Source organism: Streptomyces sp. NPDC085596, from assembly GCF_044541565.1.
GTDB lineage: Bacteria > Actinomycetota > Actinomycetes > Streptomycetales > Streptomycetaceae > Streptomyces.
The window spans coordinates 90,385-104,326 of record NZ_JBITTC010000007.1 but is presented as its reverse complement, the minus strand read 5'-3'; the positions used below and the strand labels follow the sequence as shown (position 1 = coordinate 104,326).

The following is a 13,942-nucleotide window of genomic DNA, read 5'->3' as shown; positions in this document are numbered from 1 at the left end:
GCGATCCCCACGATGACCCGCCCTGCCCGACCCCGCCGGAGCCCGTGGACTACCGACCGGTTGTGGAAAACTCCGTCACCCGAACGAGGAAAAACACTCGCTCACCCGCCTCACGGCAGCGCGATCCCCGGCTCCATCCCGCCGAGCGCGTTCACGCACAGACAGTCCCGCTCACCCGTCGTCGGCAGCGCGGCCACCGCGTCGAAGAGAACGCCCCGCAGCCGGTCCACGTTGGCCGCGAAGACCCGCAGCACCTCGTCGTGGGACACGCCCTCGCCGGTCTCGGCGCCCGCGTCGAGGTCGGTGACCAGGGTCAGCGAGGTGTAGCAGAGCTCCAGCTCACGGGCGAGGGCCGCCTCGGGATGCCCGGTCATGCCCACCACCGACCAGCCCTGCGCCTGATGCCACAGCGACTCGGCGCGGGTGGAGAAGCGCGGCCCCTCCACCACGACCAGCGTGCCCCCGTCCACCGGAGTCCAGTCCCGCGCACGGGCCGCCTTCAGCGCGATGCTCCGCCCGGTCGGGCAGTACGGGTCGGCCAGCGACACATGCACCACGTTGGACACCGTGCCGTCCGGCAGCGGGACCCCGTCGAAATAGGTCTGCTGTCGCGTCTTGGTGCGGTCGACCATCTGGTCCGGCACCAGCAGCGTGCCCGGCCCGTACTCCGGCCGCAGCCCGCCCACCGCGCACGGCCCGAGAACCTGGCGCACGCCCAGCGAACGCAGCGCCCACAGGTTGGCCCGGTAGTTGATGCGGTGCGGCGGAAGATGATGTCCGCGTCCGTGCCGGGGCAGGAAGGCCACCCGCCGGCCCGCGACCTCGCCCACGAAGACGGAGTCGGAGGGCGCCCCGTAGGGGGTGTCCACCCGGACCTCGGTCACGTCGTCCAGGAACGAGTAGAAGCCCGAGCCGCCGATTACGCCGATCTCTGCGTTCGCCATGCCCAGCACCCTAACGGGCCAACGAAACCGGTCACCAGGAGCACCTGCGCGCACCCACGCCGAAGACCCCGCCGTCGCATGACGGCAGGGTCCGGGAAAGCAGGGGTCTCAGGCGGCGGAGCCGGCCGAGGACGACGGCGTCGAAGAGGACGACGAAGACGAAGACGACGATGACGTCGAGGACGACTTCGAGTCCGAGGACGACGAGCCGGACGACTTCGCGGCCGGGCTGCTGCTCGACGACGCACCGCGTGAATCGTTGCGGTAGAAGCCGGAGCCCTTGAAGACAATGCCGACCGCGGAGAACACCTTCTTCAAGGGGCCACCGCAGCTGGGGCACTCGGTCAGGGCGTCGTCGGTGAACTTCTGCACCGCCTCAAGGCCCTCGCCGCAGTCCTTGCACTGGTACTGGTAGGTCGGCACTGTCTTCCTCCTGGCACTCTCACTCAATGAGTGCTAACGATGCTCCATAGTGACGCATTCCCGTGGATCAGTCCACCGTGACCGGCTCGCGGTGACCGACGCCACGCGCCACGGTGCGGTTCCGGCCCCGCGCCACCAGCAGGGAACGCAAGACCAGAATCGTCGCCAGCGCCGGTACGGTCCCGGCCATCGGGACCAGGAACCCGGCGCCGTCCCACAGCCGGTCCTCCCATTGTCCCGCGACCGTGACGGCGGCCGCCTGGCCCAGCGCGACCGCGCCGGTCAGCCAGGTGAACGCCTCCGTCCGGGCGCCCGCCGGCACCAGGTCCTCGACCAGGGTGTAGCCCGTGATCAGCGCGGGCGCGACGCACATGCCGACCAGCAGGCCAAGGCCGGCCAGCAGCGGCAGCGAGTGCACCGTCCACAGCGCGGACGTGGTCAGCGCGAGCCCCGCGTAGCCCACCATGAGCCGGCGCCGGGGCGACGACTTCCAGGCGACCGCGCCGCACACCACCCCGGAAATCATGTTTCCGGCGGCGAAGACGCCATAGAGGACGCCGTTCAGACCGGGCTCGCCGATCGACTCGGTGAACGCGGCCAGCGAGACCTGCATCCCGCCGAAGACCGAGCCGATGCCGAGGAACGTCACGATCAGCACCCGTACGCCGGGCACCCGGAGGGCGGACACACGCGCGTGCGCCTCATCGGCCTCCGTGAGCGTCCCGCGCGGCGGCACCGGCGGCTGCGTACCCCGCTGGGCGGCGAACAGCAGGCCGCCGAACAGGGTCAGCGCGGCCTCCGTGACCAGTCCGGCCCAAGGGGTGACGGTGGTGCACAGGGCGGTCGCCAGCAGCGGGCCGACGACGAAGGTCAGCTCGTCCGTGACCGACTCGAAGGCCGCCGCCGTGCTCATCAGCGGCGACCCCTTCAGCCGCGTACCCCAGCGGGCCCGCACCATCGGCCCGACCTGCGGGACCGAGGCACCGGTCGGCACGGCCGCCGCGAACAGCGCCCACAGGGGCGCGTGCGCCAGCGCGAGAACGGTCAGGGTGAGCCCCGCCGCCGCGTGCACGACGACACCCGGCATCAGCACGGCCCGCTGGCCGTGGCGGTCCGCGAGACGGCCGCTGCAGGGCGCGAACAGGGCCATGGAGACCCCGGTGACGGCCGCGGCGGCACCGGCGGCGCCGAACGAGCCGGTGGTGTGCCGCACCAGCAGCACGATGGAGATGGTGAGCATGGCGAACGGCTGGCGTGCCGCGAAGCCGGGGACCAGGAAGGCCCACGCGCCCTTGGTGCGCAGCAGTTGCCCGTATCCCGGACGGGACGGCGCCGACTGCTCGGTGGTGACCGTGGATGCCACGGCCCGTGCCTCTCTTCCGCCTGGTAGCGCGCCCGTGCGGGGGGCACCGAGAGCCGTCCTCTTGCGCGCGGAACTGCGGTAGATACCGGTGGAACTGCTCAGGTCCGGCCGCCATACGGTCGCGCCAGCTCTGCGTCAGACGAATCGGACAGAGTTGGTTCGATCAGATGCCTTGATCGTACAGGCGGCCCCCGCCGCCGGACCTGTGAGAACCAGCACGCTCAGTGCCGGTGCGCCTTTCCGCCCGTGCCCAGCCAGTCGGCCAGCTTGCCGCCCTGGGTGACCGCGCGCAGGCGCCGTTCGGCCGCGTCGCGGACCGGGTCGGTGGCGACCACCAGCAGCTCGTCCCCGTGCCGCAGCACGGTCGTCGGCGACGGCACGAACGACCTGCCGTCCCGCACGACGAGGGTGACGGCGGCGCCCGGCGGCAGCCGCAGCTCGCCCACCTCCACGCCGTGCATCCGGGAGTTGTCCGGCACGGTCAGCGACAGCAGATGGCCGCGCAGCCGCTCCAGCGGCGCCGACTCGATGCCGAGGTCGGACGCCTCGCCCTCCTCGCCGAGCCGCAGCTTGCGGGCCAGCCAGGGCAGGGTCGGGCCCTGGACCAGGGTGTAGACGACGACCAGCACGAAGACGATGTTGAAGATGCGGCGGCTGCCCTCGATGCCGCTCACCATGGGGATGGTCGCCAGGATGATGGGGACCGCGCCGCGCAGCCCGGCCCAGGACATCAGCGCCTGTTCCTGCCATGGCACCCGGAACGGGGTCAGGCTGAGCACCACGCTCAGCGGACGGGCCGCCATGGTCAGCACCAGTCCGATGATCAGCGCGGGCACCACGTCGTCGCCCAGCTCGTGCGGTGTCACCAGCAGGCCGAGCAGGACGAACATGCCGATCTGCGCGATCCAGCCCAGCCCCTCCGCGAACCCGCGCGTGGCCGGCCAGTGCGGCAGCTTGGCGTTGCCCAGCACCATCGACGCCAGATAGACGGCGAGGAAGCCGCTGCCGTGGGCCAGGGCGCCCGCCGCGTACGCGGTGACGGCGATGGCCATCACGGCGATCGGGTAGAGACCGGAGGCCGGCAGGGCGACGTGCCTGAGTCCCCAGGAGCCGATGAAGCCCACCGCGAGACCCAGGGCGGCGCCGATGGCCAGCTCCAGCACGATCTCGGCCAGCAGGATGTACCAGTGCTCCACCGGGCCCGCCTGGCAGAAGGCGACGACCAGGATGACCACCGGGGCGTCGTTGAAGCCGGACTCCGCCTCCAGTGTGCCCGTCACGCGCGCGGGCAGGGGAATCCTGCGCAGGACGGAGAACACGGCCGCCGCGTCGGTCGAGGAGACCACCGCGCCGACGATGAACGCCTGCCGCCACTCCAGCCCGACCAGATAGTGCGCGCCCGCGGCCGTCGCGCCGACGCTGACCGCGACGCCCACCGTCGCCAGCACGGAGGCGGACGGCAACGCCGGCCGTACCTCCTTCCACTTCGTGCCGAGACCGCCCTCGGCGAGGATCACGACCAGGGCCGCGTACCCGATGACCTGGGTCATCTCGGCGTTGTCGAAGTGGATGTTCCCGATGCCGTCGGAGCCCATGAGGACGCCGATCCCCAGGTAGACGAGCAGGCTGGGGAGCCCGCTGCGCGAGGAGATCCGCACGGCCGCGACCGCGACCAGGAGGACCAGCGAGCAGGCGAACAGGAGCTGGTTGAGGTGGTGGACAGTCAGCGGCGCATCCCTTCATTGGCCCGCGCGGGGCGCACGTGGGCTCGCGTACACAAGACACCGAGGGGGCGGCGCACCGCACCCGACTACTTCGTTACCTTACCTAACTCTTGACGCTTCCTTGACGCTCGGGTTGGCAAGATCGAACGCCCGTCCGCGCTGGTTCCCGACTCCGCGTCAAGTGGCTCCGGGCCCTGCGCCTATGGTTGCTCCAGCGCTCATTCAAAGTCACAGCCCGACCTGCCGCTCGCGTTAGGACAGCAAGGACAGCGATGCCCCCGAATACCACCGCCACATCGGGCGACAAGCCCGGCAAGTCCGGCAGGAAGAAGGGGCGCAAAGCCCGACTTGTCGTGATTCTGCTGGTCCTGGCCCTGATCGGAGGCATAGCCTTCGGGGCGTTCTGGTCCATCAGCACCGTGCGTGCCTCCTTCCCGCAGACCAAGGGATCGGTCGCGCTCGAGGGCCTGTCCGGCCCGGTCGACGTCAAGCGCGACGGCTACGGCATCCCGCAGATCTACGCCTCCTCCGACGCGGACCTGTTCATGGCGCAGGGCTACGTCCAGGCGCAGGACCGGTTCTACGAGATGGACGTGCGCCGCCATCTCACCTCCGGGCGCCTGTCGGAGATGTTCGGCAAGAGCCAGGTCAAGAACGACGCCTTCCTGCGCACCCTGGGCTGGGACCGGGTGGCGAAGCAGGAGTACGACACCAAGCTGTCGCCCTCCGCGAAGAAGTACCTCCAGGCGTACGCCAAGGGTGTCAACGCCTACCTCAAGGGCAAGGACGGCCAGGACATCTCCCTGGAGTACGCGGCCCTGGGGTTCACCAACGACTACAAGCCCGCCGAGTGGACCCCGGTCGACTCCGTCGCGTGGCTGAAGGCGATGGCCTGGGACCTGCGCGGCAACATGCGCGACGAGACCGACCGCGCGCTGATGACCAGCCGCCTGGACCCGCGGCAGATCCGCGAGCTGTATCCGGACTACCCCTACGACCGGAACAAGCCGATCGTGCGCGAGGGCCAGTACAGCGCGCTGAGCCGGACCTTCCAGCAGGACGGCGCCCCCTCGGGGACCGGCACGGGCACGCAGGGCACCCAGGGCTCGACGGGGACCGCGGGCGGCACCGGCACCGGCGCGACCGGTACCGCGGCCACCAACGGCACCGGCACCGGCCTCACCGGCCAGCTCACCAGCCTCACCAAGGTCCTCGACGACCTCCCCACCGCCGTCGGCGTCAACGGCCAGGGCATCGGCTCCAACTCCTGGGTCGTCTCCGGCGAGCACACGATCACCGGCAAGCCGCTGCTCGCCAACGACCCGCACCTGTCGGCGTCGCTGCCCTCGGTCTGGTACCAGATGGGCCTGCACTGCCGGAACGTCTCCAGCAAGTGCCAGTACGACGTCGCGGGCTACACCTTCGCCGGGATGCCCGGCGTGGTCATCGGCCACAACGGCAGCATCGCCTGGGGCATGACCAACTCCGGCGTCGACGTCAGCGACCTCTACCTGGAGAAGCTGTCCGGCGACGGCTACCTCTACGACGGCAAGGTCCGCCCCTTCCGCACCCGCGAGGAGACCATCAAGGTCGCCGGGGGCACGTCCAAGAAGATCGTCGTCCGCCAGACCGCCGACGGCATGCCGCTGCTCTCCGACCGCGACGACGAGCTGGTGGAGGTCGGCCGCAAGGCCGACGTGGACACCGCCGCCCCCGACCGCGGCGACGGCTACGGCATCGCGCTGCGCTGGACCGCGCTCGACCCCGGCACCTCCATGGACGCCGTGTTCGCCATGGACAAGGCGTCCGACTGGACGAGCTTCCGCTCGGCCGCCGCCCTGTTCGACGTGCCCTCGCAGAACCTGATCTACGCGGACTCCCAGCACATCGGCTACACCCTGCCCGGCAAGATCCCGACCCGCTCCGCGGGCGACGACGGCTCCGTGCCGGCGCCGGGCTGGGACTCCAAGTACCGCTGGACCGGGTTCCTGGACCAGGACGAGCTGCCCTTCGAGTACGACCCGAAGCGCGGCTACATCGTCACCGCCAACCAGGCCGTGGTCGACAAGGACAAGTACCCGTACACGCTGACCACCGACTGGGGCTACGGCACCCGCAGCCAGCGCATCGCCGACCTGATCGAGTCCAAGATCAAGGACGGCGGCAAGGTCTCCACCGACGACATGCGCCAGATGCAGCTGGACAACAGCAGCGAGATCGCCAAGCTGCTGGTGCCCAAGCTGCTGAAGCTGGACCTGGACGACCCCGAGGTCCGCAAGGCGCAGAAGCTGCTGGAGGGCTGGGACTACACCCAGGACGCCGACTCGGCCGCGGCCGCCTACTTCAACGCCGTGTGGCGCAACATCCTCAAGCTCGGCTTCGGCGACAAGCTCCCCAAGGAGCTGCGCGCCAAGGGCCAGTGCCTGTGGGTGGAGAAGGCCGGCAGCACCGGTCCGCTGGACGACGAGAGCAAGGTCCGCGAGTGCGGCCGGCGCGACGCCGACCAGGCGCAGCCGGACGGTGGCGACCGCTGGTTCGAGGTCGTGCGCACGCTCATGGACAAGCCGGACAGCCAGTGGTGGCAGGCGCCGAAGTCGGGCAACCGCCCGGCCGCGCACAACCGCGACGAGCTGTTCACCCGCGCCATGATCGACGCCCGCTGGGAGCTGACCGCCAAGCTCGGCAAGGACATCGACACCTGGAGCTGGGGCCGCCTGCACCGGCTGTTCCTGAAGAACCAGACCCTCGGCATCGAGGGCCCGGAGGTGCTCCAGTACGCGCTCAACCGCGGCCCCTGGAAGCTCAGCGGCGGCGAGGCCACCGTCAACGCGACCGGCTGGAACGCGGCCGGGGGCTACGGCGTGGTGTGGGTGCCGTCCATGCGGATGGTGATCAACATGGCGGACCTCGACAAGTCCCGCTGGATCAACCTCAGCGGTGCCTCCGGGCACGCCTTCAGCGCCCACTACACCGACCAGACCGACAAGTGGGCCGACGGCGATCTGCTGCCCTGGTCCTTCTCCGCCAAGTCGGTCGACGGGAGCACGAAGGACACGCTGAACCTGCGGCCGTGAGCCGCTGACAGCGGTCACCGTATGAAGGCCCTCACGCGTGCGCGTGGAGGGCCTTCACCCGTATCGGGGCTTCTCAGGGGCGCGCGAAACGGCGTACGCCGGTCGGGGTCACCACGGCGTGCACCGGGCGGTCGTGCGCCTCGGCGGGCACCCGCGCCACCACCTCCGTGTCGTACAGCAGCACCACGAGCGCCGGACGCGCGCCCGCGCGCTCCAGGCGCGCGAGCACCCGGTCGTACGACCCCCCGCCCCGCCCCAGCCGCATCCCGCGCGCGTCCACCGCGAGGCCGGGCAGCAGCACCACGTCCGCCGAGGCCACCGCGCCGGGGCCGAGACGCGCGCCGGTGGGCTCGGCCAGCTCCATCCGCCCGCCGTGCCGGACCGCCGCCAGAGAGCCGGGTCCGGTGTACGCGCCCCAGTCGAGGTCGTCGTCGGGCAGCAGGACCGGGAGCAGGACGCGGGTGCCGCGCTCGCGCAGCGTCTCCAGGAGGGCGGCCGTACCGGGCTCGGTGCCGACCGAGACGTACGCGGCCACCGTGCGCGCGGTGGCCAGTTCGGGCAGACCGAGGGCCTGCGCGGCGAGAGCACGCTCGGTCGTCATGAGTTCTTCGTCGCTCAACTCCCTTCTATTTGCCAGGAGTTCACGCCGAAGACTCCGCTTGTCGGGCTCGTTCGCGCGTCCGTCGGATTTCACCTGTGGCCGCCTCCTTTTCGGTCCGCGATTATCACGCTCTCCTAAGCGGAGCAGGGGATTTCCCCCTAAGGACACCGGTTAGAGTGGCGCGCATGACTGAGTTGCACCCGAGGATCAGCAAGGCTGTCATTCCGGCAGCCGGGCTGGGCACCCGCTTTCTGCCCGCGACCAAGGCGACACCCAAGGAGATGTTGCCGGTCGTGGACAAGCCGGCCATCCAATATGTGGTCGAGGAGGCGGTAGCGGCGGGCCTCGAGGACGTCCTCATGGTCACCGGACGCAACAAGCGTCCGCTGGAGGACCACTTCGACCGCAATTACGAGCTGGAGTCCGCGCTCGGCAAGAAGGGCGACGCCGACCGCCTCGCCAAGGTCCAGGAGTCCAGCGACCTGGCCACCATGCACTACGTCCGCCAGGGCGACCCCAGGGGCCTCGGCCACGCCGTGCTGTGCGCCGCGCCCCACGTCGGCCACGAGCCCTTCGCGGTCCTCCTCGGCGACGACCTGATCGACCCCCGCGACCCCCTGCTCCAGCGCATGGTGGAGGTGCAGGAGCAGCACGGCGGCAGCGTGATCGCCCTCATGGAGGTCGCCCCCGAGCAGATCCACCTCTACGGCTGCGCGGCCGTGGAGGCCACCGCCGACGGCGACGTCGTCAAGATCACCGGCCTGGTCGAGAAGCCGGAGCCGGCCGACGCGCCCTCCAACTACGCGATCATCGGCCGCTACGTCCTCGACCCGCACATCTTCGACATACTCCGCAAGACCGAGCCCGGCCGGGGCGGCGAGATCCAGCTCACCGACGCTCTCCAGCAGCTCGCGGAGGACGAGAAGGTCGGCGGTCCGGTGCACGGCGTCGTCTTCAAGGGCCGCCGCTATGACACCGGCGACCGTGCCGACTACCTGCGTGCCATTGTCCGCCTCGCGTGCGAACGTGAGGACCTGGGCCCGGACTTCAGGACCTGGCTGCGCAGTTTCGTCGCCGAGGAGATGCAGGAACGTTGAGCACCGCCGCGAACCGTCCCGTCGGACCGGACCACGTGTGGTCGGTGGACGAGCACCTGGAGGACATTCTCAGCACCGTCCGCCCGCTCGACCCCATCGAGCTCCAGCTCCCCGACGCGCAGGGCTGCGCGCTGGTCGACGACGTCATGGTGCCGGTGTCCCTGCCGCCCTTCGACAACAGCTCCATGGACGGTTACGCGGTACGGGTCGCGGACGTGACCGGGGCCACCGAGGAATTCCCGGCGGTCCTGGACGTCGTCGGTGACGTCGCGGCAGGCGACGCCGCCCCGGTCCAGGTCGGCCCCGGCCAGGCGGCGCGCATCATGACCGGCGCGCCGCTGCCGCCCGGCGCCGAGGCCGTCGTCCCCGTCGAGTGGACGGACGCCGGGCTCGGCGGCGGCCCCGCGAGCGGTATGCGGGCCCGCGCCCAGGCGCCGGAGGGTGCCGAGGGACAGGTCCGGATCTTCCGGCCCGCCGAGACCGGGGCGCACGTCCGGCCCAGCGGCAGCGATGTGCGCGCCGGTGACCGGGCGCTCGCCGCGGGCACGGTCCTCGGCCCCTCCCAGATCGCCCTGCTGGCCGCGATCGGCCGGGGAACGGTCCGGGTGCGCCCGCGCCCGCGCGTCGTGGTGATGTCCACCGGCAGTGAACTCGTCCAGCCGGGCGAGCCGTTGGCGCACGGCCAGATCTTCGACTCCAACAGCTTCGCCCTCAGTGCCGCCGCCCGTGCCGCGGGTGCCATCGCCTACCGGGTCGGCGCCGTCGCGGACGACGCGGACGTGCTGCGCTCCACCATCGAGGACCAGCTGGTCCGCGCCGACCTGCTGGTCACCACCGGCGGGGTCAGCGTCGGCGCGTACGACGTGGTCAAGGAGGCGCTCACCGAGGTCGGCGAGGAGGAGGGCGGCGGTGTCGACTTCCGCAAGCTCGCCATGCAGCCCGGCAAGCCCCAGGGCTTCGGCGCGGTGGGCCCCGACCACACCCCGCTGCTGGCGCTGCCCGGCAACCCGGTGTCGTCGTACGTCTCCTTCGAGCTGTTCGTCCGCCCCGCCATCCGCGCCCTGATGGGCCTTCCGGACGTCCAGCGGCCGCGCACTCGGGCCACCCTCAAGGTGGACGAGCCGCTGCGCTCGCCCGAGGGCCGCCGCCAGTTCCTGCGCGGCAACTACGAGGACGGCGAGGTCGCCCCGGTGGGCGGCAGCGGCTCCCATCTGATCGCCGCGCTGGCCCACGCCAACGCGCTGATCGTGCTCCCCGAGGACATGTCGACGGCCGAGCCCGGCACCGAGGTCGAGGTCGTCCTGCTCGGCTGACCGGACGGCACCCGCGCGGGTCCCTCAAGGGGCCTCGCGGGGTCCCGGCCCGGTGTCCGAGCCGACTTGGCGGTACCGTGGCGCGCACAAGAGCCCGCACACCGCAAGCGCCGGCGGGCCGCGAACGGGAAGCACCGCACACCATGAGTACGCACGACCGACTGACGCACATCGACGAGGCGGGCGCGGCCCGCATGGTCGACGTATCCGGGAAGGAAGTGACCGCGCGCACCGCCCGTGCCAGTGGCCGGGTGCTCGTGTCACCGCGCGTGGTCGAGCTGCTGCGCGGCGAGGGGGTGCCCAAGGGCGACGCCCTGGCCACCGCCCGGATCGCGGGCATCATGGGCGCCAAGCGCACCCCGGACCTGATCCCGCTGTGCCACCCGCTGTCGGTGTCCGGCGTGACGCTGGACCTCGCGGTCACGGACGAGGGCGTGGAGATCCTGGCCACCGTGAAGACCACCGACCGCACCGGCGTGGAGATGGAGGCGCTCACGGCGGTCTCCGTCGCCGCGCTGACCGTGGTCGACATGGTGAAGGCGGTCGACAAGGGCGCCGTCATCACCGACGTGCGGGTGGAGGAGAAGACGGGCGGCAAGTCCGGCCACTGGAGCCGGGCGTGAGCGGCACCTCGTACCGCGCGCTGGTCGTCACCGCCTCCAACCGCGCCGCCGCCGGCGTCTACGCCGACAAGGGCGGCCCCGCCGTGGCCGAGGGCCTCACCCGCCTCGGCTTCACCGTGGACGGCCCGCGGGTGGTCCCGGACGGCGACCCGGTCGAGACCGCCCTGCGCGAGGCCGTGGCGGCCGGGTACGACGCGGTCGTCACCACCGGCGGCACCGGCATCTCGCCCACCGACCGCACCCCCGAGGCCACCCGCGCGGTCCTCGACTACGAGGTGCCGGGCATCGCCGAGGCGATCCGGGCGTACGGGCGCGAGAAGGTGCCCACCGCCGCGCTCTCACGGGGCCTGGCCGGGGTCGCGGGCACCACGGTGATCGTGAACCTGCCGGGTTCGAGCGGGGGAGTGCGGGACGGGCTCGCCGTGCTGGAGCCGCTGCTGACGCACGCCGTCGACCAGATCCGCGGCGGCGACCACCCCCGGCCCGACGCACCGGGCCACGCGGGCGCCGGGGGTGCGAGCTGACCGGCAGATCCTGGCCCGTGGTGCTGGTCGACGGGGATGTCGTCCTGCGGCCGATAAGGGTGCGCGACCAGCGCGCCTGGCGCGAGGTGAACCGGCGCAACCGGGACTGGCTGCGCCCCTGGGAGGCGACCATTCCGCCGCCCACCCCGAGCGGCCCGATCGCCCACCGGCCCACCTACCGCCAGATGATCCGGCACCTGCGCTCGGAGGCGGGGGCGGGCCGGATGCTGCCGTTCGTCATCGAGTACCAGGGGCGCCTGGTCGGCCAGCTGACGGTCGCCGGGATCACCTGGGGCTCGATGTGCTCCGGGCACATCGGCTACTGGGTGGACGAGTCCGTCGCCGGGCGCGGGGTGATGCCGACCGCCGTCGCGCTCGTGTCCGACCACTGCTTCCGCGCGGTGGGCCTGCACCGGCTGGAGGTCTGCATCCGCCCGGAGAACCGGCCCAGCCGCCGGGTGGTGGAGAAGCTCGGCTTCCGCGAGGAGGGGCTGCGGCCGCGCTATCTGCACATCGACGGCGCCTGGCGCGACCATCTGGTCTACGCGCTCACGGCCGAGGAGATCCCCGACGGCCTGGTCGACCGCTGGCGGCGCACGCGTGCCGGGCGGCCGGGACAGCCCGGGAATGCGAACAGCACCGGAAATTGAATATGTGTTCGAATTGATGCGTGAGCCGACCGTCTTGGACGTGTCTCCGGGCATTCAATTCCTCCCTTCGACGGTCCGCTGATCGCATCGGTCGCAAAAAAAGCTGGAAATATCAGCCAGATCGTGCGACACACCGGCTCAATTGGCGGATGGCCTCAGGGAAACCCCTCTACCGTGTGAGTCGTGAGCAGCAGCGGCCTCATCTACGCAGTCATCGTCGGGGCCTGGGCCGCCTACTTGGTGCCGATGTGGCTCCGTAGGCAGGACGAGCTGAACGAGGCCCGTCCGACGGAACGCTTCAGCACCGCCATCCGGCTGCTGTCCGGAAGGGCGGGGATGGAGCGCCGGTACGCCAAGGACCTGCGGGCGCGCTCCACCCTGGAGGGGGAGCCGGACGCCGGTGACCCGGACGTCGCCACCGACTCGGTGGACGTCCGGGACTTCGCCATGCCTCCGACGCGCCGTCAGGTCCGGGCGGACATCGAGCCGGAGCGGCAGATGCGGGCGGAAGCCCCGCGCGACCAGGTGGCCGTACCGGCCCCCAAGTCCCCTTCCGCGCAGGCGCATCCGTCCCGTTCCGCCCAGGCGCCCGAACCCGAACACGCCCCCGTGCCCGCCCGGCGCGCGCCCTCGGCGCAGACCGCGGCGGCGCGCGCCCAGCGCACGAAGGCGCTCGCCCGCAGGCGGCGCACCACCGTGATGCTCTTCCTCGCCTTCACCCTCGGCGCGATCGCCGCCGCGGTGGGGGGCCTGGCCCTCCTCTGGGTGCCCGCCGTGCCCGCCGTCCTGCTCAGCGCGTACATCGGCTATCTGCGCCGGCAGGAACGGCGCCGGTTCGCCTTCCAGATGGACCGCAGGAGCGCCGAGGACGCGGCGGCGCGGCTGCGTGAGCGCGCCCGTCAGCCGCGTCGCCGCGCGGCCGCCGAGGCGGCCGCCGTCGCCGGCGAGCCGGAGGAGGGAACGGGGCCGCACACCGACCCCGCTCTGTCCGCCGCCCTCGCCGCCGACCGGCGCGCGCTGGTCGAGCAGACCGACCACGCCGAGTGGGTCGACCAGCAGCGCGAGCGGCAGCGCCGCCCCGGTCACGGCGACAGCTGGGACCCGGTCCCGGTGCCGCTGCCCACCTACGTGACCGCGCCGGTCGCGCCGCGCGCCACCGCCGACGTGGACCTGGGCGCCCCCGGCACCTGGAGCTCGGCCCGCTCCAGCGCCGTCGCCCCGGACCAGCGTCCCGAGGTCCCGGCGGCCGATCCGGCGCCGGCCGAGGAACGCCCGGAGGACGCCCGGGGCGACGCCCGGCGCAGCGCCTCCGCCCGCCGGTCCCGCGAGCGCGGCCGCACCCCGCTGTTCGACCAGTACGAGGACGGCGACCGCCCCCGCGCCGCCAACGAGTGACCCGCGCCTGACCAGTCAGGGAGCGGATTTCAGAGCACCCCGATCGGGATGCTAGAGTTTCACTCGTTGCAAGGGCCTGTGGCGCAGTCTGGTAGCGCACCTCGTTCGCATCGAGGGGGTCTGGGGTTCAAATCCCCACAGGTCCACGCATCGACTGTTCTTGAGTTCGCTCAGGGGCGGTTACGAAGAACCCGTCCGATCGGAAGATCGG

General features: G+C 71.8%; 11 protein-coding genes, 1 tRNA gene and 1 pseudogene. 8 read left to right on the top strand and 5 right to left on the bottom strand.

Translation table 11 applies throughout. The annotated features are described in order from the left end of the window. Window positions 1-110: 110 nt before the first annotated feature. The 4 genes and pseudogenes from ACIGA3_RS21165 to ACIGA3_RS21150 all read right to left on the bottom strand — a co-directional run bounded on the left by ACIGA3_RS21165 (window position 111) and on the right by ACIGA3_RS21150 (window position 4,457). Window positions 111-944 carry an S-methyl-5'-thioadenosine phosphorylase gene (locus ACIGA3_RS21165; protein ID WP_399717816.1) on the bottom strand — a complete coding sequence of 278 codons (834 nt, stop codon included), beginning with the start codon at window positions 942-944 and terminating at the stop codon, window positions 111-113. A gap of 108 nt (window positions 945-1,052) precedes the next feature. Further along, window positions 1,053-1,367 carry an FmdB family zinc ribbon protein gene (locus ACIGA3_RS21160; protein ID WP_399717814.1) on the bottom strand — a complete coding sequence of 105 codons (315 nt, stop codon included), beginning with the start codon at window positions 1,365-1,367 and terminating at the stop codon, window positions 1,053-1,055. A gap of 67 nt (window positions 1,368-1,434) precedes the next feature. Next, window positions 1,435-2,730 (bottom strand): MFS transporter, encoded by a 1,296-nt coding sequence (locus ACIGA3_RS21155; RefSeq protein WP_399717811.1) that lies wholly within the window; start codon window positions 2,728-2,730, stop codon window positions 1,435-1,437. A gap of 221 nt (window positions 2,731-2,951) precedes the next feature. Continuing rightward, window positions 2,952-4,457, bottom strand: a pseudogene (locus ACIGA3_RS21150) (potassium/proton antiporter). A gap of 269 nt (window positions 4,458-4,726) precedes the next feature. Here ACIGA3_RS21150 and ACIGA3_RS21145 point away from each other — a divergent pair. Beyond that, entirely contained in the window at window positions 4,727-7,528 is a 2,802-nt protein-coding gene (locus ACIGA3_RS21145) for a penicillin acylase family protein (RefSeq protein WP_399717809.1), read from the top strand. Between the two features lie 73 nt (window positions 7,529-7,601). Here the strand turns inward: ACIGA3_RS21145 and ACIGA3_RS21140 are convergent, their stop codons facing one another. Beyond that, entirely contained in the window at window positions 7,602-8,129 is a 528-nt protein-coding gene (locus ACIGA3_RS21140; RefSeq protein ID WP_399717806.1) for a 5-formyltetrahydrofolate cyclo-ligase, read from the bottom strand. A 185-nt stretch (window positions 8,130-8,314) separates the two neighbouring features. Here ACIGA3_RS21140 and galU point away from each other — a divergent pair, with 185 nt between their 5' ends. The 7 genes from galU to ACIGA3_RS21105 all read left to right on the top strand — a co-directional run bounded on the left by galU (window position 8,315) and on the right by ACIGA3_RS21105 (window position 13,877). Continuing rightward, the gene (galU, locus tag ACIGA3_RS21135; protein ID WP_399717804.1) at window positions 8,315-9,226 is read left to right on the top strand and encodes a UTP--glucose-1-phosphate uridylyltransferase GalU; all 912 of its coding nucleotides are present in this window, start codon (window positions 8,315-8,317) and stop codon (window positions 9,224-9,226) included. After that, on the top strand, window positions 9,223-10,539 hold the full coding sequence (gene glp / locus ACIGA3_RS21130; RefSeq protein WP_399717802.1) for a gephyrin-like molybdotransferase Glp: 1,317 nt from the start codon (window positions 9,223-9,225) through the stop codon (window positions 10,537-10,539). Before galU ends, glp begins: the two co-directional genes overlap by 4 nt. Before the next feature lie 143 nt (window positions 10,540-10,682). Next, a complete protein-coding gene (gene moaC, locus ACIGA3_RS21125) occupies window positions 10,683-11,162 on the top strand; it encodes a cyclic pyranopterin monophosphate synthase MoaC (protein WP_030814523.1) in 480 nt (159 codons plus the stop codon). Next, window positions 11,159-11,686 carry a molybdenum cofactor biosynthesis protein B gene (locus tag ACIGA3_RS21120; protein WP_399717799.1) on the top strand — a complete coding sequence of 176 codons (528 nt, stop codon included), beginning with the start codon at window positions 11,159-11,161 and terminating at the stop codon, window positions 11,684-11,686. Before moaC ends, ACIGA3_RS21120 begins: the two co-directional genes overlap by 4 nt. Window positions 11,687-11,703: 17 nt before the next feature. Next, entirely contained in the window at window positions 11,704-12,336 is a 633-nt protein-coding gene (locus ACIGA3_RS21115; protein WP_399717797.1) for a GNAT family N-acetyltransferase, read from the top strand. Between the two features lie 183 nt (window positions 12,337-12,519). Next, entirely contained in the window at window positions 12,520-13,731 is a 1,212-nt protein-coding gene (gene glpR / locus ACIGA3_RS21110) for a gephyrin-like molybdotransferase receptor GlpR (RefSeq protein WP_399717794.1), read from the top strand. A 72-nt stretch (window positions 13,732-13,803) separates the two neighbouring features. Continuing rightward, a tRNA-Ala gene (locus tag ACIGA3_RS21105) sits at window positions 13,804-13,877 on the top strand. Window positions 13,878-13,942 lie beyond the last annotated feature (65 nt).